Here is a 22,032-nt window from a genome sequence, read left to right on the forward strand (position 1 = left end):
TATGAGGGAAAACCTCACGTACGGTTTGATGAGGAGGGGCTGATAATCTCAGCCCTTTACTCTAGTCCAAAAAGCTCGTAATCCGTGGATACATTGGCGCTTGACAAAGATACAGATTGTATCTTATTGTGAGAGTATGTTAGATACAATTTGTATCTTTACTTCGGTACGGAATGGAGAGAAACCACTACATGCGAATATCGATTTCTGCTAATCATTCCTTATTTGTACGGGGGCACTTATGATCGATACCCATTGTCATTTGCTGCCGCTATGCGATGACGGGCCCGAGAACTGGGCGCAATCTTTGGAAATAGCTGCGGAGGCCGTAAGGCAAGGCATTAAGACGGTGTTCGCAACCCCGCATCATATGAAAGGACAATACAAGAACGACGCCGATAAGATCGCGTTTCTAGTGCGTAAGATGAACAACGAGCTCGCGAATGCGAATATACCGTTGCAAGTGTTACCGGGACAAGAGTTCCATCTCGGTCCCCAATTCCATAAAAACTTTGGGAATCATGGCGTGCAACTGTTGGGCAATAGCAAATATTTGTTGGTCGAATTGCCTACCCGGGATACGCCTCAAGCCATGATCGCTTTTATCCGCGATTGCAGAGCCGAAGGAATCGTTCCCATTATCGCTCATCCGGAAAGACACGCGCCGTTCATACGCGATCCAGACAAGCTGTACGAGATGATTGCCTCCGGCGCGTTAGCTCAATTAACGGCGCCTTCGCTTGTCGGCCAGCATGGATACGAAGTGCAACAAGCCGCGATCCAAATGGCGAAGAAGCGTTGGGTCCATCTGCTGGCGTCGGATGCGCATGACATGGTCAAACGAGGGATTCGTTTGCGGGAAGCCTATTGGGTATTCGAATCGCTTATAGGTAAACCATCGGCCGAGCAATTAAGAGAAAACGCGGAGTCGTTGCTCGCGGGAAGGGAATTATCGATAGGGGATCCGGTCGTCCCTCGCCATATGAAAAGCTGGTGGGCATTAACGTTCAGGAAATAGAGATGAATAGGAACAGCTCGAAAGGCGGTTAATAATGAATAAACCCGGACTAACGTTCCGACAACGGTCCATTAAACGGTCGCTCGATCTCGTAGTGTCGGTCACGCTTCTGGCGCTGACATTTTGGCTCATTCTATTGGCGTTCGCGATAGCGTCGCTGGAGACGAAGAGCAACGGTTTTTTTACTCAAGCACGCGTAGGACGTAACGGGAAACTTTTCAAGATCATTAAAATTCGCACGATGCATCCGAAAGCAGCGTTCAGCATGAGGGTGACAGCCAGCAACGATCCCCGAATTACGAGATTCGGAAGGCTGTTTCGCAAGTCGAAAATAGACGAGCTGCCCCAACTAATTAACGTTTTGCTAGGGCACATGAGCTTAGTCGGGCCGCGGCCGGATACTCCGGGAATGGTAGATCGACTGGAAGGAAGAGCACGCGATATTTTACTGCTGCGCCCTGGCATTACGGGGCCGTCGACGATCAAGTACCGCAAGGAAGAACTCATCCTGGCCGAAGTAGACGATCCGGTGTCCTATCACAGGGAAGTGCTGTTCCCGGATAAATGCCGCATCAACTTACTCTACTTAGAGCAGTACTCCTTGATTAAGGATTTGAAGTACATGTTGTGGACGGTGTTTCCTTTGTTACAAAAGGAGGAAGCGATCATCGCGGCAGCGAGTAGCCTCCATGATATTAATAGCTACTTTCTGTAACATTTTCTATTGACTAAGTACACACTGTATCATAGAATGAATTCATTGATACAATTTGTATCACAAAGCCGAAATAAACGAGAGGATTGAACTTATGAAGGCAGAGGAAATGGAGTTCAAGGATGTTTTGAAAATCCTTATGAAAAGGTTTTGGATCATCGCTATTGTCACGATCGTAATCACGCTGTCGAGCGCGGCCTATACCCTCTACATGATAACGCCGATCTACGAAGCCCAGACGGATTTGCTGGTTAACCACTCCAGCGCGGACAGCTCGGTTACGACCGTGCGAACGTCCGAGGAAATCGACAGCAGCATTAAAGTAATCGACACCTATCGCATCGTCATCAAGAGTCCGAGAATTCTTGATCTCGTCGTTCAGAAGCTGGATGGCACATATACGACCGACGATTTGATGAACAAGGTCAAGGTCAGTCCAATCGATAAATCCCAAGTCATATCCATAGTCGTGAACGATCCGAAAGAAGCCAATGCCGTCAAGATTTCCAATGCCTTAGCGACCACTTTCCAAGAGGAAATCGTCAAAATCATGAAAGTGGATAACGTGCAAGTTCTCGCTCCGGCTAAGTCGAGCGCCAATCCGGTTCCGGTCTCGCCGAGCTTAACGATGAACGTCGCGATTGCCATGTTGCTGGGCATCGTCGTATCGGCCGGTATCGTTCTCGCATACGAAGCCTTCGATACCCGGTTCAAGACGGTTCAAGATATCGAGAACCTATTGGGAGTAGCCGTGCTCGGCAAAGTGCCCAGAATCGAAAAATCTACGATCAAGAAAGGGGAGAGGTTGTTTGAGAGCCAAACAAGCGTATCCGTATAACCGAATTATCGCCGACCAACCTAGGTCGTCCGTCTCCGAGGCTTATCGTACGATTCGGGCCAACATTCAATATTCGAACATTGACGAGGATATCAAAACGATTTTAGTTACGAGCTCGACCCCCGGCGAGGGGAAAACGGTAACGTCCACCAACCTGGCTTGCGCCATGGCGCAAAACGAGATGAGGACTTTATACATCGACGCGGATTTGCGCAAACCGACGGGCCACCAAGTATTCGGACTCGGTAACCGCCACGGATTAACAAGCTGGTTATTGGGGCGCAGCCAGTTGAACGAAGTGATCCAGAGCACGGCGTATCCCGGATTGTCCGTCATTACGAGCGGGCCGATCCCGCCGAATCCCGCTGAATTGCTCGGGTCCAATCGAATTAGGAGCATGCTTCAACAATTGAAAGAGTTATTCGACATTATCATCATCGACAGTCCGCCGGTCATGGCCGTGGCCGATCCGATCATCCTAGGAGCTCAAGTAGACGGCTGCGTGCTCGTACTCGATACGACGATGACGAAGCGCGACCTTGCCCTGACGGCCAAGTTGAAGCTCGATAAAGTGAACACGCGAATGTTGGGCGTCATTATCAACAACAAGAAAGAAAAGGGAAAATCTTACAATTACTACTATGAAGATTGATAGGTTGGTGTAGATATGAACGTACTCTTTCTTACGATCGGATATCCGGAAGGCAACGAAACGAATTTATATACGGATTTAATTCAAGAGTTCGAAGCGAGGGGGGACAACGTATACGTCGTTTGTCCTCGGGAACGCCGGGTAGGCAAACAGACGGAGCTGCAAGAGAAAGGCCGATCCCGTATTTTACGCGTGAAGACGTACAATCTTACGAAAACGAACGTGATCGAAAAAACGGTAGCGATGTTGATGCTCGAAAGTCAATTCGTGAAGGCGATCAAAAAGTATTTTAGCGACATAACCTTCGATCTCGTAATCTATTCAACCCCTCCGATTACCTTCGCGAAAGTCGTCCAATACGTCAAAACGCGGGACGGAAGCAAATCTTATTTGCTCTTGAAGGACATCTTTCCGCAAAACGCCGTCGACATGGGCATGTTCAAGAAAAACGGACTCGTCTGGCGATATTTCAGGAAAAAAGAAGAGCGTCTCTACGCGGTCTCCGATCATATCGGCTGCATGTCCAAAGGAAACGTGGAATATTTGCTCCGCCACAACCCGGAAATCGATCGCAGCAAGGTCGAAGAATGTCCGAACAGCATCAAAGTCCGGTATTTTTCCGAGACCCGGCTTACTCACAAACAAACGGTTCGCGCCCAATTGCAAATTCCCGAGGATGCCGTCGTTTTCGTCTACGGCGGAAACTTGGGTCGCCCGCAAGGGTTGGATTTCTTCCTGGACGTGCTGGACGAGCTGAGAGATAGACAAGATCTCTTCTTCTTGATCAGCGGCTCCGGAACCGAATACGAGAAAATCCGCAAGCGAATTGATGAGGCCGCCTTTACGAACGTGAAGCTGTTCAAGGCGTTTCCGAAGGAGCAATACAATCAGATTTTGGAATGCTGCGACGTAGGCCTTATTTTTCTCGATGCTAGGTTTACGATCCCGAATATTCCTTCTAGGTTAAACAGCTATTTGGAATACGGCGTGCCGATCGCGGCCGCGACCGACGATTGTACCGATCTCATGACGATCTTGGAAGAAGCGGATTGCGGAGTTTGGGCGAAGAGCGGAGATAAACGCCAGTTCATCAAGCAGCTGGAGGTTCTCGCCCGGGACGAAAATCTTCGCAAACGGCTAGGTCGCAACGGCCGCATTTACCTCGAGAGAAACTACACGGTTGCCAGAAGCTATGAAATCATTAAAGCCCATACGGTATAAAAGGGGACGGTAACCTTGTTTCACGATAAATGCCTTCTCATTACAGGCGGCAGCGGATCGTTCGGGAACGCGGTGCTAAAGAGGTTCCTGGACACGGACATCGGAGAAATCAGGATCCTGTCCAGAGACGAAAAAAAACAAGACGATATGCGCAAGCAATTCAAAAGCGATAAAGTGAAATATTTCATCGGCGACGTGCGCGATTACCATAGCGTAGCGACGGCGATGGGCGGCGTAGATTACGTGTTTCACGCCGCCGCGCTCAAGCAAGTGCCTTCTTGCGAGTTTTTCCCGATGGAAGCGGTCAAAACGAACGTGTTGGGCACGGAAAACGTATTGAACGCCGCGATCAACTTCGGGGTGAAGAAGGTCGTATGCTTGTCGACGGATAAAGCCGTCTATCCGATCAACGCGATGGGCATTTCGAAAGCGATGATGGAAAAGGTAATGATCGCGAAATCGAGAACCGTCAGCCCCGATAAGACGCTCATTTGCGGGACGAGATACGGTAACGTGATGTACTCGCGCGGGTCCGTCATTCCCCTGTTCATCAATCAGATTATGAACGACGAACCGATGACGGTAACGGACCCCGATATGACGCGATATCTCATGTCGCTGGACGACGCCGTCGAGCTGGTGCTGCATGCTTTCGTGCATGCGAATCAAGGAGACATCTTCGTTCAGAAGGCTCCGGCATCTACGATCGGGGACTTGGCCATCGCGCTCGGCGAGTTGTTCGATGCGCGCAAAGGCGTGAAAACGATCGGAACGCGACATGGGGAGAAGCTGTACGAAACGTTATTGACGAGGGAAGAGATGGCTCACGCGGAAGATTTGGAAAACTACTTCCGGATCCCCGCCGACACGAGAGATTTGAACTACGACAAATATTTCGTGGAAGGCGACCGGAGAGTGAGCAAGGAGTGGGAGTACAATTCCCACAATACGGAGCGTTTGGACATTCCGGCAATCAAAAGATTGCTGCTTCGGCTCGAGCCGGTCGCTGAGGAGCTGCTTCAAAGGAGGAGAAATTTTGAAGAGTATTCTTATCACCGGGGCTGAAGGCTTTATTGGCAGAAACCTGATCGCGACGCTCGAAAGGCTGGAGCAGTTCGAGATGTTAAGGATCGGCAGCGCAAGCACCCGCGAGCAGCTGGAGCAGTATGCGCGCCAAGCCGATTTCGTCTTCCATTTGGCCGGGGTCAATCGCTCCGCCGACGAAGGGGATTTCGAGAAAGGCAACGTCGATTTGACCGAGAGACTGCTGCAAGCGCTGCGCCGCGCGAACAAGCAAACGCCCGTCGTGTTCTCGTCCTCTACGCAAGCGGGCAATCGAACGCCATACGGTCAAAGCAAACAACGAGCGGAAGAGGCGCTGTTTACTTACTCGGAGCAAAGCGGCGCGGACGTATTCGTCTTTCGTTTGCCGAACGTGTTCGGCAAATGGTGCAAACCGAACTATAATTCCGTAATCGCGACTTGGTGCCACAATACGGCTAGAGGGATTCCGATTCGAATCGATAATCCGGAGACGGAGCTTACATTGACGTACGTCGACGACGTGATCCGATCGTTCGTCGAAGTCGTACAGGGCAAAGAACAGGCGAAGGAATACGGATTTTGCGAGGTTTCTCCGGTGTATCGCGTAAAGCTCGGGGCGGTAGCCGACAAGCTGACGGCGTTCCGGGATAGCAGGGAGACGTTGGAGTCGTTCCGTACGGACGATCTATTCAGCCGCTACTTGTATTCGACTTATCTTTCTTATATGCCGAACGACGGCTTCGCTTACGAATTGCAGATGAAACATGATCACAGGGGATGGCTGGCGGAGTTCATCAAGTCCCAGCAGTTCGGCCAAATTTTCATTTCCCGCACGAAGCCCGGCATTACGCGCGGCAACCATTGGCATCACACGAAGGTGGAGAAGTTTCTCGTTATCGAAGGGGATGCCACCATCAAATTCCGCCATATCGACAGCGACAATCAGTTGGAATACCGGGTATCCGGTCAGGAGCTGAAGGTGCTCGACATACCGCCGGGGTACACCCATTCGATCACGAATACGGGAGACGGCGACGTGATTACGCTGTTCTGGGCGAACGAAATCTTTAACGCGGAGAGACCCGATACTTATTTCCTTGAGGTGTAAACGTGGACAAGCTAAAAGTAATGACGATCGTCGGCACTCGCCCGGAAATTATCAGACTTTCCGAATGCATTAAAGCGTGCGACAAATACTTCGATCACGTTCTCGTTCACACGGGACAAAACTGGGATTTTACGCTTAACGAAGTATTCTTCCAGGAGCTGGACATCCGAACGCCGGACCATTTCCTGAATGCGGTCGGAAGCCATCTAGGCGAGACGATCGGAAACATTATCTCGAAGTCGTTCGAAGTCATCGAACGGGAGCGTCCGGATGCTCTATTGATCTTGGGGGACACCAACTCCGCCTTGTCGGCTTTGGCTGCCAAACGCCTTAAAGTCCCGATTTTCCACATGGAAGCCGGCAACCGCTGCTTCGATCAGAACGTACCGGAGGAAATTAACCGGAGGCTCGTGGATCATATCAGCGATATTAACCTCCCTTATACGGAACATAGCCGCAAATATTTGCTCTCCGAAGGGATTCGCAAAGATCATATTTTCGTAACGGGATCTCCGATGACGGAAGTGCTCAGCAAACAGTACGCCAATATCGAACGTAGCCGCGTCCTCAAAGAGTTGGGCTTGGAAGCGGACAACTATATGCTCGTATCCGCACATCGGGAAGAGAACATCGACCAGGAATCCAACTTCCTTTCCTTGATGAACTCATTGAACGAAATTGCGGAAAAATATCAGATGCCTATCGTTTATTCCACTCATCCGAGAAGCTGGAAGCGGATCGAAAAGTCGGGCTTTCGTTTTCACCCCTTAATCCGTCAGCTGAAACCGTTCGGCTTCTTCGACTACAACAAGCTGCAGATGAACGCTTATTGCACGCTATCCGATAGCGGTACGTTGTCCGAAGAATCCGCTATTCTGAACTTCCCGGCCGTGCTCATCCGGACGTCGACGGAAAGACCAGAAGTGCTAGACAAAGGGAGTATCGTGATCGGCGGAATCTCTTCACAAGAAATGCTCCAAGCGATCGCCATGTGCCGGAACCTTGGAGAATCGGACACGGGCCATAACCGGGCTCACGATTACGTGGACGATAATATTTCGATTAAAGTCGTTAAAATCATTCAAAGCTATACGAAAATCGTAAACCAATTCATATGGCGAAAAGACGCGTTATGAAAGGGGGAGCGGGTATGAAAGTGCTATATCTTACGAATATCCCTTCGCCCTATCGCGTCGATTTCTTCAACGAGCTGGGGAAATACTGCGAGCTTACCGTTTTGTACGAACGAAGCAACGCATCGGATCGAGATAAAAGCTGGACGTCGAACAAAGCCTCGCATTTTACTCCCGTTTTCATGAAGGGCTTTAAGATTACGCAAGACTCCGCGATTTGCCCCTCCGTCATCCGATGGCTACGCCGGGACAAGTATGACGCCATCGTCGTCGGCGGTTACAGCACGCCTACGGGAATGCTGGCCATCCGAACGCTTCGTGCCCGGAAAATCCCGTTCTTTCTGAATATCGACGGCGGTTTTATTAAGCAAGACGGCTTCCTGAGCTCGAAAATCAAAAAATATTTTATCGGCTCCGCGACTTGGTGGCTCAGCTCCGGGTTGGAAACGAACAAATACCTTCGGCATTACGGAGCCGATCCGGATCATATCCACGTCTATCCGTTCACTTCCCTAATGGAGTCCGACATTTATCCGTCCGGCGCGACGGACGAAGAACGTGCGCGGCTCCGCAGCCAGTTAGGGATCGCCAATGAGAAAGTCGTATTGGCGGTCGGTCAATTCATTCCTCGCAAGGGCTTCGATCTTCTGATCGACGCATGGTCCTCCATGCCTCCCGACTACCGGCTGATTTTGGTCGGCAGCGGGCCGGACGAGAACGAATACAAGAAACGAATCGCCGAACTGGGTCTGAGCAATATTCGAATAGAAGGGTTCAAATCCAAAGAAGAGCTGAGATCATACTATCGATCCGCGGATCTGTTCGTAATGCCGACCCGGGAAGATATATGGGGACTCGTAGTCAACGAAGCTTTGTCTTGCGGACTGCCCGTCGTATCGACCGACAAATGCATTGCCGCATTGGAATTCGCAAGGAAGTCCGAGGGGATTCATATCGTCCCGGCGGACGATCAGGCTGCTTTGGCGCGAACGATCAGGTATGCCTGCGAGGACGACCGGCTAAGGCACGAATTTTCCTCCGCCGCGCTTCGAGTCATGGACGAGCATACAATCGAGGCCATGGCGCAAAAACACGTTAGCATTTTCAAGGAGTGTGTGTCATGAGGGTAGCGCCAGCAATTAGCATCATCGTCCCCGTATACAACATGGAAAAATATTTGGTGCAGGCGCTGGACTCGTTGATTTCCCAATCGATTAGAGAACTCGAGATTATTATCGTAAATGACGGTTCAGTCGATGCTAGCGGGGAAATAATCGATCGATATGCTCGAATGGATAACCGGATCATCGTGGTTAATCAAGATAATGCCGGTTTATCTGCCGCGCGTAATTCCGCGCTAGCGGTAGCTACCGGCAAATACGTCGCTTTTTTCGATTCGGACGATTGGGTCGAACCCGATATGTACGACACGCTCTATCGCGCTGCCGAATTAGAAGATTGCGATTACGTGTTTTGCAATCACTTTAAGGATTTCGAGCAATCAGGCGAAGTTAGGCGATCGGCTTCTCGTTACGAGACCGGGTTATATGCAACGAGAGAAGAGTTTAGAAATCAAATCCTTTTTCATTTGATTATCCGAGGCGAAGGGGAAGCCGTCGTCTGGAACGGTTTATACAAGAGGGAATTGATCGAGTCGCATTCGCTTCGCTTCGGCCAACACTTGATTCTGGAAGATTACGTATTCAACATGCAATATTTGCACTTGGTTCGTTCCGCTAGATTCGTAGACGCTCCGTTGTATCATTATCGGATACGTGCCCATAGCCTAAGCCGCACGCTGCACGACGGTTTATTCGCTAATTTAGTCGAAGTTCACGAGATGAAGGAAAAGTTGATCGATCAGTCGGAGCTTAAAGGCAAATCAGACCACATCGAGGACGCCAAGTGGTTCATTTCACTCGCGCGAAATTACATCTATCTCGAATATATGTTCAATGATCCTAAGAGGCCGAAGCGAAAGCTTCGCAAAATTTCGGAAACGGTCCATCACGAGAAGACGCGGAAGTTACTTCGGCGTGTGTTGCAGGCAAAGCAGAGAAACTTCTTTAACGTGGCAGCTTACATAAAGGCCGTTCCGCTCATTGCGGCTGCTGCCGCCGCAATCGGATTAGCCTATCGAACGAAAAAGAGATTGCGCTTCTAGACGTGGGAGGGAAGCTAAATGTTCCAGGTCTCAGTCATTGTACCGGTGTACAACGTGCAAAAGTTTTTAAACGAATGCGTGGACAGCTTGGTCGCACAGTCGTTGCCTTCTAAAGAAATTATTCTCGTAGACGACGGCTCCATCGATGAAAGTCCCTTAATCGCGCAACAATACGCAGACCAATATCCATTCGTAAAGCTCATTCATCAGCCTAATTCGGGCGTGGCGGCAGCCAGAAATAACGGGCTAAGTTATGCATTAGGGGAATACGTCATCTTCGTCGACAGCGACGATTTCTTGGAGCTTAATGCTCTGGAATTGTTGTATACGACGGCCAAACGACACGATCTCGATATCGTTAGAGGCAGAAGTCGCTATTGTTATGAAGACGGAAAGCCCAAACCGATCGCCGAAAGCGGAATGGTCGAACCGGGGATCGTTATGGACGGGACGACTTACCTTTCAAAAGCGTTGCAAGTAAAAGGGTATGATATTATTTCCGTCATTAATCTTACTAAGCGGGAGTATATAGAAGCCGTGCGGTTGAGGTTTACGGAAGGAGCTAATTATTCGGATCAAGAATTTACGTTAAAGTTGCTGACGTCAGGAGCTTCGCGAGTGATGCAACTGGATTACGGTTTTTATTGGTACCGGCAGTGGACGGGCAACCAAACCTCGCGCCCGGATTACAAGAAGGCTATCGGACTTTCGATCATTATTCAGAAAATGGCCAGCTACGTCGATGCTTCTAACCTGGAAGCAACAACGAAAAAATTCGCGTACATGACGGTTTCGATCGCAGGTTATCATTTGAGCCAGATATACGTCAAGTTGTCGAACGCGGACCAGAAGCAATTGCTAAAGGATATCAATAAGGGATCGTTTAAACGAAATTTTAGGCATCGGACGTTCTGGTGGCGGATAAATCTTCAAAATTTATTATTCGCGTATACTCCGTCGATTCTTAAGTTCATTCACAAAACAAAAGCCTATTCACTTCGCGGTTAGAAGGGACATTATGCATAGAACAAAAAAAAGCGTCTATAACATCGTGTCGATGCTGTCCAGTACTGTAATCAATAGCGTAATGGGACTCATCGTCGTCAATTTGACAATACGAACGTACGGCTCGGATATGAACGGTTTTTCGGCTACGGTAGCGCAGTTCATGGTGTTCTTGACCATTATCGAAGGCGGCTTCGGGATGGCCACCAACGTTGCGCTCTACAAGCCGTTCGTCGAAAGCGATAGGCAAAAAATAAATGCGATCCTATCCGCTTCAAGAATCGTATACCTAATTTTATCCGGCGTATTTACGGTAATCGCCCTTGGCATCGCGATTTTTTACCCGTATTTCGTCAAGAGCGACTTGAATGTCGGGTTGATGACGACCTTTTTCTTAATGGCGATATTTCCAGCAGCCATAAGTTTTCTGACGGAAAAGTATAGGGTGCTGTTCGAGGTTTCCCAGAGGGAATATATTTTGTATTCGGTAAGCGCGGTGGTGACGTTTTTAACCCATTTGTCCAGCATTCTGATCATGCTGTCCGGGGGCGGGATTTTGTGGGTTCGCTTCTCGATCATGTGTTTCGGCTTAAGCATGAGCCTCATTTTGATCCTATTATTCCGAAAGTATTTCTCTCGCGTGTCGTTTCGAGCCAAGCCGGATTTCAGCGGATTGAAGAGCACACCCAACGTAATGGTGCAAAAACTGGCCAACGCGCTCTACATCTCGCTTCCAACCTTGGTCATATCCAGCTTCGTAGGCACGGTTTACGCCAGCGTCTTCATGATCTACAATTCGATCTTCGCGGTCGTTAAGAACGTCATAACCTCTTTCGTCAGCGCTCCTATTAACGGATTCGGGCAGCTGTTGGCGGAAAAGGGACCGGAGGGCGTCCGTTCGATCTTTCGAACTTTCGAGTTCATTACGGTACTGGTGCTCAACACATTGATTACGACCACGATCGTGTTTATCGTTCCTTTTATCCGCATTTATACGCACGGAGTTAACGATATCAATTACGTGGATTGGAATATGGCGGTCTTATTCATGATCGTCGTAATATTCGAGGTCATTTTTCTGCCGAGCAGCATCATCCTCAACGTATCCGGACGCTTCAAAGCGAGCAGGGACATTCATGTCGTATCGTGCGCGATCCTATGCGTCTCGAGCTTGACGTTAGTTCATTTCTACGGTGTGTACGGGGTGCTTATAGGCAATTTATTGTGCAATATCGTACGAGCTCAACTCGCCATTCAATATACGCACCATCGAATTTTGCAAATGGACAGCGGCGCTTATTATCGGGTTCTTTTCTTCAACAGCGCGTTATCGTTCCTCATATCGTTCGCGGGTTACCGGCTCGATTTGAATTTCGGGGGTTACGTTCCGTTGTTACTCGCCGGAGCGGCGGGCTTTGTAGCGATCGGGGCCATAGTGGCCGTAATGAATTATTTATTTTTCAAGCGGGAAATGGTCGAGGCGTTCGATAGATTCGCGGGCATAACGTTCAGAAAATTGAGACGAGCCATATGATCGGGATAGGAGGAATCGTATGATGCATCCGATGGTAACCTTTATTAGCGACGACGGTAAACATGAGGATTGGACGGTGCTCAAACCCGCTTTCGAGAACGCCGGAGCTCCATGTGTGATAGCGGTAACGAGCGGCCTAATCGGATCCCCGGGCTATATGAACGACGAACAAATCGGGTTTCTGCAAAATTCGCTAGGATGGGAAGTGACTTCGCACCTGGATTCCCACGTCGCGTTAACCGAGTTGTCCGAACAGGAAATCGATCGTCAATTCCGAGTGTCGAAGGATAAGCTGCAAGCGCTAGGATATCGAGTGACTAGCGTCGTCTATCCCTACGGTGCGAACAATGCGGTCGTACGCGAGATCGCAAGGAAATATTACCAGTCCGGGTTCCAATCCGTAGGTGGAATCAATGCTAAGAGAGTCAAGCGATATCATATCAATCGGGTAGCGATAGGTTCCTATTTCGATTTTGGGAATGACGTCGATACAGGCAGTTTTACCTATTACAAAGCGAGAGTAGATGAAGCTCTGCATTCCCGCGCGTGGCTCGTATTCATGATTCATCCCGCCGCATCCGAGCATGACGACAAACAACAACAGGCGTTAATCGAGACTCTGGATTATATTAGATCTCGAAAAATTCCGATCGTGACGGTAGAGCAAGGGCTACGATCGTTAGCCGACGGAACCGGTAAAATAACCATAGATCGCGACACGTGGCTCCGAAAAATAGCGGATAAGTTACGACATCGGCTTAAACTCATATACTTTTTCATAGCGAACGATTCTTGAGCCAAGCCGCCTTTTGAGGCGGTTTTTTAAATGCTTTCAGAAACTTAATAATTCGATACAAAATGTAACAAAAACGTTGACGATATGTATCGCGTGACTTAGAATGAAAAGTATACAAAACGTATCATTTTGCCGGAAAAGCTGTAGATATCGCGTCCAAGGGGTTGAATTCAGATTAAAGCGCTGCTTACCAACACCATTGCGTACTCCGAGATCGAAATTCAAAAAATAAGCAAGCTCGGATACGAAGTTTCGACATGCGATAACGAATCCGGCCCTCTCGAAGCGATGCTCTACGATTCCGAAGTCGTCGTGTGCAATTCGCTTTTGCTGCATCACTCCTTAAGTCGGTTTCCGAGACTGAAATTCATCCAATTGACGAGTTCCGGATTGGACAGAATTCCTCTACCGGAAGTTGAAACGCGGAATATAACGATCGCCAACGCAAAAGGCGTATACAGCGTACCCATTGCCGAATGGGTCGTACTTAAAACGCTGGAGATTTATAAAAACACCCGGTTTTTCGAACGCAATCAAAGGCGTTCGGAGTGGACGAAGAACCGCGAATTAATCGAGCTCCATGGCAAAACGGTAGGGATTATCGGAACGGGTAGCATCGGAACCGAGGTCGCCAAAAGAATGAAGGCGTTCGGATGTGCTCTCCTGGGCTTGAATTCGACAGGAACGTCCGTACAATGTTTCGATGAATGCGTCCCGTCCAGCCGGCTAGACGCGTTCTTATGCCGCTGCGATGTCATCGTGATTGCGTTGCCTCTAACGAAGGAAACCCGAGGCTTGCTTAACGGGAGCCGTTTAGATAAGACGAAACCCGGCGTTGTCGTCATTAACGTATCGCGGGGCGGAATCGTTAACGAAGCCGATTTGCTGGAGCGGTTAAATAACGGGCATATACGCGGAGCCGCGCTCGACGTGTTCGAGCAAGAGCCCTTATCCCCCGAGCATCCTTATTGGAAACATCCGAACCTCTTGGTTACTCCCCACAATTCGTTCGTTTCCGATCAGAACCATTCCCGAATGTTCGATCTCGTTATTCGAAACCTCGAAGCTTTTATATCCAACGGGATCTTGAGCAATCAAATCGAATTGCGTGGCGGGGGTGCGGTCAGTTGACCATTCAACTTATGTTTATTACGAACGACGCGGATATTGCGAAGGAGGCGGAAGCTTCCGGCGTTGACAGAATATTCATAGATTTAGAGAAAATCGGGAAATGGGAGCGGCAGGGTCATTTGGATACCGTCTTGTCCTCCCATTCGATGAGCGATATTTCGACCGTTCGCGCGAAAATCGAGAAGTGCGAGCTTCTTGTGAGAATCAACCCTGTTCACGAGCATACGGCTAGCGAAATAGACGAAGCGATCGACAGGGGAGCGGACGTCCTGATGCTGCCGATGTTTACGACGGCGGAGGAGGTCGCCTACTTCGTTGCCCGGGTCGGCGGAAGAGCGAAAACCTGCCTGCTGTTGGAAACCCCGCAGGCGTTAGTGAGAATAAACGAAATTCTCGATATTAAGGGCATCGATGAAGTACACCTAGGCTTGAACGATTTGTATTTAGGCATGAAGCTCGATTTCATGTTCGAGCTCATAAGCTGCGGCGTCGTGGACTTCGCGTGTCGAATGCTGAAAGCCAGAGGCATCAAGTACGGATTCGGAGGCATTGCCAAAATCGGCAAAGGCGTCGTTCCCGCGGAAATGATTTTGGCCGAGCATTACAGACTAGGGTCGGAGATGGTTATTTTATCTAGAAGCTTCCATAATCGGGCGGTCAATTTGGAAGAGCTGAGGCAGCGAGTAGACTTCGGCCAAGAAGTCCGCAAGATCAGAGAACGCGAGAATGCGATACGACAATGGAGCTCTAGCGAGATGAACTCGAATTTCAATAAAATCAAAAGCTTGGTCCAAGAACACTGCCGCTGCTTGCGGCGCGAAAAGTGGGAACTCAATGAATATATTAATTTATAATCCGGCTGCGTTGTACGGCGGGGCGATGAGCATCTTGAACCGTTGCATCGAGGATATCGCGCAAGATACGGTCAACCGGTACTGGATCGTAGTCGCCAAAGAGGCGGAGCAAGCGGTTCGGATCGATGCGCCTCATATCCGCTATATCGAAATCAGCAGATCCTATCGGAAACGGTTCAAATGGCTTTATGCGAATTTGCCGTCTACGATTCGGGACAACGGCATAGATGCCGTCGTGTCTCTGGAAAATACGTGCAACCTGATTTTGAAATCGACGCCGCAATACGTGTACCTGCACCAATCGCTTCAATTCGCGCCTAGAAGCATTCTTACGTTTAAGCTGGTGTTGAAAATCAAATGGCTGAACGGCTTCTTGATCGAACGGTCTTGCAAGAAGGCGGCCGGCGTGTTCGTTCAGACGGGATGGATGCGGGACGCCGTCATCGGCGAGTATCGGGTAAATCCGAACCGGGTATTCGTACTTCCTCCGAAGCAGGCACGATTCGAAGGCGGCAAAGTAGACGACGTCCTACTGGACAGGCTGTCGGAATTGAAGAGGCAGGGAGATTATCTCGGCGTTTGCGTCGCTTCTCCGGATAGCTACAAAAGAATAGAGACGCTCATCCGGTTCGTTGCCGACCATAACCGGACTAACGCGGACAGGCCCGTAAGCATGCTGCTTACCTTTTCCCCCGGTGCGAACGGTTACGCGAAGAAGATCGAAAAGCTCGCGGCCGACTTGTTAATATCGGAATTTATTTTGTTCGCCGGTAGATTGAGCCCCGTTACCATGGATAAAGTGTACGAGCTGGCCGATGGCGCGTTCTGCTCCTCCGGCGTGGAGTCGTTAGGCCTACCGTTGGTGGAGGCGATGTCGCGAGGATTGAAGCTGTTCGCGCCGGATTTGCCTTACGTTCGGGACGTATGCGGGAATTACGCGGTAACTTATCGGTTCGATGACGAGAAATCGCTGCTTGCGCGCTTTAAGGAACATCGTCTCGAGCCGTCCCCGGCGCAGTCAACTTACAGCGGGGAATCGTTCATCAAACTCATGGAGAAGATTCAAAAAAACGAAACGGGAAGTGTTGAATGTGCCGAACTCGTTTAGCCGGAAAATAGTCACTACCGGGTTGATTTTATGCATCGTCTTGTCCGTCTGCTCTCAATTTCCGGGGCTGCAAGGGAACGGTTCGTTCAAAGGCTTGCTGCTATTGTCGTGGTTCGTTCTCTTCGCCGCTTTATTGATCGGCAGCAGGGTGTATTTCAGTCAAACGTTGCTCGTCTATCTCACGCTGACTTTGTTATTCGATTGTTATTGCATGGTGATGGACATTTTCAGCAACGGCGAGTATTTAGCGACGAACCATGTCCGAAATCTCAATATTTCCATGTTCATTATGGTTATCGGGTACATGGTGCCTAGCTACGTCGATGTCGGAAAGATGAAGAAAGTATTGCTCGTCTATATAGCCTTCGTAATCGTGCTCATGATCAGCGTCTATCAAAAGTCGTTCAGCTCTACGGGAATGATGGACATTAACGGTTACGTCTACGGATCGAAAAATTCGCTCGGCCCCATTCTCCTCTCGGCCATGATTATTATCGCCAAGCTCTACGAAACGGCTTTACGACCGCAAGCTCTGATCAAGTATTCGGTTCTTGCGTTGATGGGGGTGTTCATCACGATGATGATGAACAGGGCGTCCATGGTTGCCGGGATTATGGTTCTTTTATTCAATTTGATGTTCATGAACATCTCCTTAAAAAGAAAGTTTTTCGCGATATTGTCGATCGTCGCGGCATCCGTGTACGCGCTGCAAAACAATCAAATCCAGCAATACTTGAAGCAAGTAACGGGAATCGCTTCCTTTCAAAACAGCGGAAATTTGGATGGGTTGTCGGCCGGCAGGGTATCGATCATGGAACAGGGGTGGGCGATCTTTAAAGCGCATCCGATCTTCGGAATCGGCGCGACCTACGTGGAAAATTTCCAACTATCCGCGCTCGTACATTACGGGTTGGCCGGAGGGACGATCTTATTGTTGTTATCCTTGATTCCTTTGTACAAGTTTACGATCAGATACCGATTAAATCCCGACAAATTCGTTCAGACCCTCTCGCTATTAATGTTAAGTCTATGGATTAACTCGTTATTCGAGGAAGAGTCGCCGTTCGGCCCAGGTGTGCGGGCGTTCATAATTTGGTTTCTGGTCGGATACGGCATTCGCATGCTAAGCTCGGTTCCCGCGATGAACAGGCGGATCAGCCTGCCGACCCTGCATTCGGCCGGCGGAGCGAAGTCCAGGGTGTTAGGCCGGTCCAATATTCATCCGGCAGGAGGCTCGAAATGATAACCGAAGTAGGCAGCGAATATTGGCTACAGGAACGGCCTTTGGATAGGCGCGCGGACATTCCTGGTTGGCTTAAAGCTTGGGGGAATGTCGCGCTCACCGCTTCGGGTAGGGGAGCTTTCTCGCTTCTATTAGACCGCGTAGAGAATGAAGTGTTAACCAAAGTCGTGCTCATGCCCGCCTACACGTGCGATTCCGTCATCGATCCATTTAGAAATAAAGGCTATGAATGCCTCTTCTATAATTGCGACGGAAGCCTCGGACCCGATCTAAGCGACATCGAAGCCTACGCAAGTAAGGACATCGGAATATTCGTCCATATGGGGTATTACGGCGAGTTCACCAACGCGAGCTTGCGGGACACGATCAAGCGGTTCAACAGAAGCGGGACGCTCGTCGTCGAGGACGTGACCCATACTTTGTTCTCCCGAAACCGAATGCTAGACGAGAGCGATTATTACGTCTGCAGCCTACGAAAGTGGACGGGAATAGCGAGCGGAGGCTTTCTGGCTTCGTCCGCTAGAGCGATCGAGGAACGCTTGCCGGAATTTCCGCGATTTTACGGCATAAGGCGAGAAGCTCTCTTATTGAAGGGCGAATATATCCGTTCCCGGGATCCGGAAACAAAAGAAGCGTATTTAGCGAAATTTAACGAGAGCGAAGAGCTATTGTTTCGGGACTCGAACGCCTATCGCATGGATGACGAATCCCGAAGTCTCTTGCATCGGCTTGACCCTTCTCGATTGAAGGAAATACGCCGACAAAACTCGGCATACTTGCTGAACGGAATGAAAGACATACCAGGAGTAACCCCGGTTTTCCGCTCCTATGACGAGGATAGTTGCCCGTTCTTTGTGCCTATATTCATCGACGATTATCGCCAAGGCTGGAGGGAGAAGCTGATCGGCGAGAAAATCTACTGTCCCGTCCATTGGCCGATTCCGGCAGCTATTCATAACGAGAGATTCGCTTCGACGATTTCGGTGATGAACCGGATCTTATCCATTCCGAGCGACCAAAGATACGACATATCCGATATGAAGAGAGTAATCGAAGTCCTTAAGAAGATTAGCGAGGAGATGCAGGCATGAAACGAACGATGGATTTACTAGGCGCATGCGTCTTGCTTGTGCTCCTGTCTTGGCTCATTGCGATCGTAGCCCTGCTCATACGGGCGTATCTCGGGCCGCGCGTTATTTTCAAACAACAAAGGGCGGGGCTGCGCGGCAAGCCTTTTAACATTTACAAGTTCAGATCGCTTACGGACGAGAAGGACGGCAATGGTCAAATGTTGACCGATGAACAGAGGCTAACCCGATTCGGCAGCTTCATACGCAAATATAGCTTGGACGAGCTGCCACAGTTGATCAACGTCATTAAAGGAGATATTAGCCTAGTAGGTCCAAGGCCGCTTCCTACGATCTATTTGCCTCTATACAGCCCGGTCCAGGCAAGGCGGCACGAAGTCATGCCCGGCATCACCGGTTGGGCGCAAGTGAACGGGAGAAACGCGATTTCCTGGGAGACGAAATTCGAGTTGGACGTCTGGTACGTCGATCATAGGTCCTTGTGGTTGGATATTAAAATACTAGGCTTAACCGCATGGGGCGTAATCGGAAAAAAGGGGATCAGTGCCGAAGGGTATATTAACGCGCCGGTCTTCAGAGGGAATAAAGCGGTGGAATAGGCCAAAGCTCGCTTTGGGTGAATTAATCACGCCCATAATGATACATTTAGTATCATAATAGCGAATAAACACTAAACATGGCGAATCATTTTGCTACAAATAGAATCATTTTCTCATTGACTAGATACCTAATGTAACATAAAATAGGGATTAATTAGATACAAAATGTATCATTATAGTTTTGGAACCGTCGTTATTCTACGTAGGGGGAAAGTTTATGAATAAAGTCGTTCGTCTTCCTCATTGGATTGCCGTCGATGCTGGAATTACGATTGTCGGATTCGCGATCGCCGCGCTAGTTTTTTTACACGGGTATGTGTCGTCTATGTCTTTGATTTTGTCGGCTCTATGCATTTTCGCGGGAATCGCGGCGGCTAGAGTTGCCTCGGACCTATGGATAAATCGCGCGAACAACGTAACCGTGAAGGCTTCCGCTTCAACCATACAGGCGAAGGACGAAAAACCGGTCTTCAAAATCGGTGAAATTTCGATTAACGACTTACTAGGAAGAGACCCTATCATTACCGATATGAACCGCGTATGCGATTACATCAAGAACCGTGTCGTTTTGATAACCGGAGCGGGAGGATCCATCGGATCGGAGCTGTGCAGGCAAGTTGCCGGCCTTTCTCCCCAAATGCTCTTGTTGCTCGGCCACGGGGAAAACAGCATTTACCTGATTGAACAAGAGCTGAAGGAACGATACGCAAACGTCAAAACTTATCCGATCATCGCGGATATCCAAGATGCTGCGAGGCTGGAAGAAATCTTCTCCGAATATCGTCCGGAAATCGTGTTTCATGCCGCAGCGCACAAGCATGTTCCGCTAATGGAAGTGAATCCGTTAGAAGCCGTTAAGAACAACGTTCTAGGGACTCAGAACGTAGCGGAAGCGAGTCTGCACTTCGGCGTGCGAAAGTTCGTGCTCATCTCGTCGGACAAAGCCGTCAATCCCACGAGCATCATGGGGGCGACGAAGAGAGCGGCGGAAATGATCATTCAGCAGATGAACGGCAAAGGAATAACCGTGTTCACGACGGTTCGTTTCGGCAACGTGCTCGGGAGCAGAGGCAGCGTACTCCCGTTGTTTCAGAGACAAATTTCGCAAGGCGGACCTGTTACGGTCACCCACCGAGACATGGTTCGTTATTTCATGACGATACCGGAAGCCGTCCAATTGGTTTTGCAAGCCGGCGGACTGGCTCAGGGAGGGGAAATTTTCATTTTGGATATGGGACAGCCTGTCAAAATTTTGGACTTGGCGACGGCTCTTATTCGGTTGTCCGGCTTTGAACCGGGCAAAGATATTCAGATCAAGTTCACGGGATTACGGGGCGGAGAGAAGATGTTCGAAGAGCTGCTAACGGCCGAGGAAGGGCTCGAGATGACGGTGCACGAGCGGATTTTCGTCGGTAAAGCGATGAATTTCAAAGAACAAGAGCTCAAACAAATCGTGAGCGAGTTCAAATGGATGTCCAGCGAAGGCGGTACGACGAGCGCGGCCAAAGTCAAAGGCTTGTTGAACGAATTGATTCCTACATACGCCTGCCCTGAATCGAAAGAAGAAAGCCACTTGGCATTGAAAGTGATTAGTTAAACCAACCGTCAATTGACAGTGAAACGAGAGGTGAAGGCGCATTGAACCCATTGACGGACAACGAAAGCGTCCATGTCGTCGATTATGATAGTCGCGAGGAATGGAGCGAATACATACGAATCGTCGGCGATAAAGATATTTTTTACGCTCCGGAGTACGGCCATCTTTACGAGAAACGGGGGGAAGGCAAAGCGTGCCTATTCGTATACCGGAATAACGGTGCTATGGTGTGCTACCCCTTTTTGATTCGTCGCATCGACTTCCCTCAAGGACTCGGAGAACTGGCTCCGGAAGGAGAATGGTTCGACATTACGACTTCGTACGGGTACGGCGGTCCTTTGTGCAATTTGGCTGCCGGCGAGGACAAGGACAGCTTGATCGCTAAGTTTGAACGTAGATTCGGAGAGTTTTGCCGAGAACGGCGGATCCTGACCGAATTCGTGAGGTTTCATCCCCTTCTCGATAACCATCGGAATTATCCAGGCGTTAAGCCGACTAACATACGCAGCACGATATGCGTCGATTTACGGGTTCCGGAAGCCGCGCTTACTTCGCACTATTGCAGCGACCATCGGAGAGCTTTAAGGAAAATCAACGAACACCCGGTCTCTTTCAGACAAGTCGATCCGTTAGACCGAGTCGATGTGTTCCTCCGGTTATATCGGGAAACGATGGGAGGACTTCAAGCCAACGACTACTACTATTTCAACGAGGAATTTTGCCTGGAGTCCTGTCGGTTGCTAGGCGATCAAGTAGCGATGTTCGAAGTGCTTTACGAGGACGAGCCCATTTGCTCCGCTACCGTATGGCTGCATAAACCCTATATGCACGGTTTTCTCTTAGGCTGGGACAAACAATACAAGAAGTTGAATCCGACTAAGTATTTGATCCATAACATTGCGCTCTGGGGACTAAGAAATGGCTACGACTTCTTGCATCTCGGGGGAGGGTATGCAGGAAACGACGACCCGCTCTACCACTTTAAAAAAGGGTTCGGGAGCAATAACGAATACGATTATTACGTCGGGAAAAAGGTTCATTTCCCCGAAATATACGATCGAATGAAGGAACGGCTGGCCAATCAGGCATTCGATGACTTCTTCCCGATCTATAGACATCCGCATTTCGATAACGTCTTATACGATTCACGCAAACGCGATGCCATCTAAAGATAGGATGTGAGG

General features: G+C 49.5%; 21 protein-coding genes. All 21 read left to right on the forward strand.

The features are described from left to right. Positions 1-241: 241 nt before the first annotated feature. The 21 genes from ACFPQ4_RS19095 to ACFPQ4_RS19195 all read left to right on the forward strand — a co-directional run bounded on the left by ACFPQ4_RS19095 (position 242) and on the right by ACFPQ4_RS19195 (position 22,017). Complete coding sequence (locus tag ACFPQ4_RS19095) at positions 242-1,018, forward strand: tyrosine-protein phosphatase (RefSeq protein ID WP_378113495.1); 777 nt, start codon at positions 242-244, stop codon at positions 1,016-1,018. Positions 1,019-1,052: 34 nt separating this feature from the next. Beyond that, entirely contained in the window at positions 1,053-1,733 is a 681-nt protein-coding gene (locus tag ACFPQ4_RS19100) for a sugar transferase (protein ID WP_378113496.1), read from the forward strand. A gap of 94 nt (positions 1,734-1,827) precedes the next feature. Next, on the forward strand, positions 1,828-2,571 hold the full coding sequence (locus tag ACFPQ4_RS19105; RefSeq protein WP_378113497.1) for a YveK family protein: 744 nt from the start codon (positions 1,828-1,830) through the stop codon (positions 2,569-2,571). Further along, on the forward strand, positions 2,543-3,223 hold the full coding sequence (locus ACFPQ4_RS19110; RefSeq protein WP_378113498.1) for a CpsD/CapB family tyrosine-protein kinase: 681 nt from the start codon (positions 2,543-2,545) through the stop codon (positions 3,221-3,223). Before ACFPQ4_RS19105 ends, ACFPQ4_RS19110 begins: the two co-directional genes overlap by 29 nt. A 15-nt stretch (positions 3,224-3,238) precedes the next feature. Then, positions 3,239-4,444 (forward strand): glycosyltransferase family 4 protein, encoded by a 1,206-nt coding sequence (locus tag ACFPQ4_RS19115; protein WP_378113499.1) that lies wholly within the window; start codon positions 3,239-3,241, stop codon positions 4,442-4,444. Between the two features lie 15 nt (positions 4,445-4,459). After that, positions 4,460-5,509: a polysaccharide biosynthesis protein gene (locus tag ACFPQ4_RS19120; protein ID WP_378113500.1), complete on the forward strand. Its 1,050-nt coding sequence runs from the start codon at positions 4,460-4,462 to the stop codon at positions 5,507-5,509. Further along, positions 5,481-6,596, forward strand: coding sequence for a polysaccharide biosynthesis C-terminal domain-containing protein (locus ACFPQ4_RS19125; RefSeq protein ID WP_378113501.1), 1,116 nt, complete (start codon positions 5,481-5,483; stop codon positions 6,594-6,596). The genes ACFPQ4_RS19120 and ACFPQ4_RS19125 overlap by 29 nt, the downstream gene beginning before the upstream one ends. Positions 6,597-6,598: 2 nt before the next feature. Then, positions 6,599-7,732: a non-hydrolyzing UDP-N-acetylglucosamine 2-epimerase gene (gene wecB, locus ACFPQ4_RS19130; protein WP_378113502.1), complete on the forward strand. Its 1,134-nt coding sequence runs from the start codon at positions 6,599-6,601 to the stop codon at positions 7,730-7,732. Positions 7,733-7,746: 14 nt separating this feature from the next. Continuing rightward, a complete protein-coding gene (locus tag ACFPQ4_RS19135; RefSeq protein ID WP_378113503.1) occupies positions 7,747-8,853 on the forward strand; it encodes a glycosyltransferase family 4 protein in 1,107 nt (368 codons plus the stop codon). Then, positions 8,850-9,893, forward strand: a complete 1,044-nt coding sequence (locus tag ACFPQ4_RS19140; RefSeq protein WP_378113504.1) for a glycosyltransferase — start codon at positions 8,850-8,852, stop codon at positions 9,891-9,893. Before ACFPQ4_RS19135 ends, ACFPQ4_RS19140 begins: the two co-directional genes overlap by 4 nt. An 18-nt stretch (positions 9,894-9,911) precedes the next feature. After that, complete coding sequence (locus tag ACFPQ4_RS19145) at positions 9,912-10,901, forward strand: glycosyltransferase (protein WP_378113505.1); 990 nt, start codon at positions 9,912-9,914, stop codon at positions 10,899-10,901. A 10-nt stretch (positions 10,902-10,911) separates the two neighbouring features. Next, positions 10,912-12,432: a lipopolysaccharide biosynthesis protein gene (locus ACFPQ4_RS19150; RefSeq protein ID WP_378113506.1), complete on the forward strand. Its 1,521-nt coding sequence runs from the start codon at positions 10,912-10,914 to the stop codon at positions 12,430-12,432. Positions 12,433-12,451: 19 nt separating this feature from the next. After that, positions 12,452-13,228, forward strand: a complete 777-nt coding sequence (locus tag ACFPQ4_RS19155) for a polysaccharide deacetylase family protein (protein ID WP_378113507.1) — start codon at positions 12,452-12,454, stop codon at positions 13,226-13,228. Positions 13,229-13,447: 219 nt separating this feature from the next. Then, positions 13,448-14,359, forward strand: a complete 912-nt coding sequence (locus tag ACFPQ4_RS19160) for an NAD(P)-dependent oxidoreductase (protein WP_378113603.1) — start codon at positions 13,448-13,450, stop codon at positions 14,357-14,359. Beyond that, a complete protein-coding gene (locus tag ACFPQ4_RS19165) occupies positions 14,356-15,213 on the forward strand; it encodes an aldolase/citrate lyase family protein (RefSeq protein ID WP_378113508.1) in 858 nt (285 codons plus the stop codon). Before ACFPQ4_RS19160 ends, ACFPQ4_RS19165 begins: the two co-directional genes overlap by 4 nt. Continuing rightward, positions 15,194-16,321: a glycosyltransferase gene (locus tag ACFPQ4_RS19170; protein ID WP_378113509.1), complete on the forward strand. Its 1,128-nt coding sequence runs from the start codon at positions 15,194-15,196 to the stop codon at positions 16,319-16,321. The genes ACFPQ4_RS19165 and ACFPQ4_RS19170 overlap by 20 nt, the downstream gene beginning before the upstream one ends. Then, positions 16,305-17,564, forward strand: a complete 1,260-nt coding sequence (locus ACFPQ4_RS19175; RefSeq protein ID WP_378113510.1) for an O-antigen ligase family protein — start codon at positions 16,305-16,307, stop codon at positions 17,562-17,564. Before ACFPQ4_RS19170 ends, ACFPQ4_RS19175 begins: the two co-directional genes overlap by 17 nt. After that, positions 17,561-18,655, forward strand: a complete 1,095-nt coding sequence (locus ACFPQ4_RS19180) for an aspartate aminotransferase family protein (RefSeq protein WP_378113511.1) — start codon at positions 17,561-17,563, stop codon at positions 18,653-18,655. The genes ACFPQ4_RS19175 and ACFPQ4_RS19180 overlap by 4 nt, the downstream gene beginning before the upstream one ends. Continuing rightward, the gene (locus tag ACFPQ4_RS19185) at positions 18,652-19,251 is read left to right on the forward strand and encodes a sugar transferase (protein WP_378113512.1); all 600 of its coding nucleotides are present in this window, start codon (positions 18,652-18,654) and stop codon (positions 19,249-19,251) included. Before ACFPQ4_RS19180 ends, ACFPQ4_RS19185 begins: the two co-directional genes overlap by 4 nt. A gap of 217 nt (positions 19,252-19,468) precedes the next feature. After that, positions 19,469-20,848 (forward strand): UDP-N-acetylglucosamine 4,6-dehydratase family protein, encoded by a 1,380-nt coding sequence (locus tag ACFPQ4_RS19190; RefSeq protein ID WP_378113513.1) that lies wholly within the window; start codon positions 19,469-19,471, stop codon positions 20,846-20,848. Positions 20,849-20,889: 41 nt separating this feature from the next. Continuing rightward, positions 20,890-22,017, forward strand: coding sequence for a GNAT family N-acetyltransferase (locus ACFPQ4_RS19195; RefSeq protein ID WP_378113514.1), 1,128 nt, complete (start codon positions 20,890-20,892; stop codon positions 22,015-22,017). Positions 22,018-22,032 lie beyond the last annotated feature (15 nt).

The sequence above is a fragment of the Cohnella yongneupensis genome (genome assembly GCF_042655785.1).
GTDB classification, from domain to species: domain Bacteria; phylum Bacillota; class Bacilli; order Paenibacillales; family Paenibacillaceae; genus Cohnella; species Cohnella yongneupensis.

Coding starts and splice junctions, on each gene's coding strand:
- ACFPQ4_RS19150 (WP_378113506.1), top strand. CDS start 10,912: ATGCATAGAACAAAAAAAAGCGTCTATAACATCGTGTCGATGCTGTCC.
- ACFPQ4_RS19155 (WP_378113507.1), top strand. CDS start 12,452: ATGATGCATCCGATGGTAACCTTTATTAGCGACGACGGTAAACATGAG.
- ACFPQ4_RS19140 (WP_378113504.1), top strand. CDS start 8,850: ATGAGGGTAGCGCCAGCAATTAGCATCATCGTCCCCGTATACAACATG.
- ACFPQ4_RS19100 (WP_378113496.1), top strand. CDS start 1,053: ATGAATAAACCCGGACTAACGTTCCGACAACGGTCCATTAAACGGTCG.
- ACFPQ4_RS19190 (WP_378113513.1), top strand. CDS start 19,469: ATGAATAAAGTCGTTCGTCTTCCTCATTGGATTGCCGTCGATGCTGGA.
- ACFPQ4_RS19170 (WP_378113509.1), top strand. CDS start 15,194: ATGAATATATTAATTTATAATCCGGCTGCGTTGTACGGCGGGGCGATG.
- ACFPQ4_RS19185 (WP_378113512.1), top strand. CDS start 18,652: ATGAAACGAACGATGGATTTACTAGGCGCATGCGTCTTGCTTGTGCTC.
- ACFPQ4_RS19135 (WP_378113503.1), top strand. CDS start 7,747: ATGAAAGTGCTATATCTTACGAATATCCCTTCGCCCTATCGCGTCGAT.
- ACFPQ4_RS19145 (WP_378113505.1), top strand. CDS start 9,912: ATGTTCCAGGTCTCAGTCATTGTACCGGTGTACAACGTGCAAAAGTTT.
- ACFPQ4_RS19095 (WP_378113495.1), top strand. CDS start 242: ATGATCGATACCCATTGTCATTTGCTGCCGCTATGCGATGACGGGCCC.
- ACFPQ4_RS19105 (WP_378113497.1), top strand. CDS start 1,828: ATGAAGGCAGAGGAAATGGAGTTCAAGGATGTTTTGAAAATCCTTATG.
- ACFPQ4_RS19115 (WP_378113499.1), top strand. CDS start 3,239: ATGAACGTACTCTTTCTTACGATCGGATATCCGGAAGGCAACGAAACG.
- ACFPQ4_RS19180 (WP_378113511.1), top strand. CDS start 17,561: ATGATAACCGAAGTAGGCAGCGAATATTGGCTACAGGAACGGCCTTTG.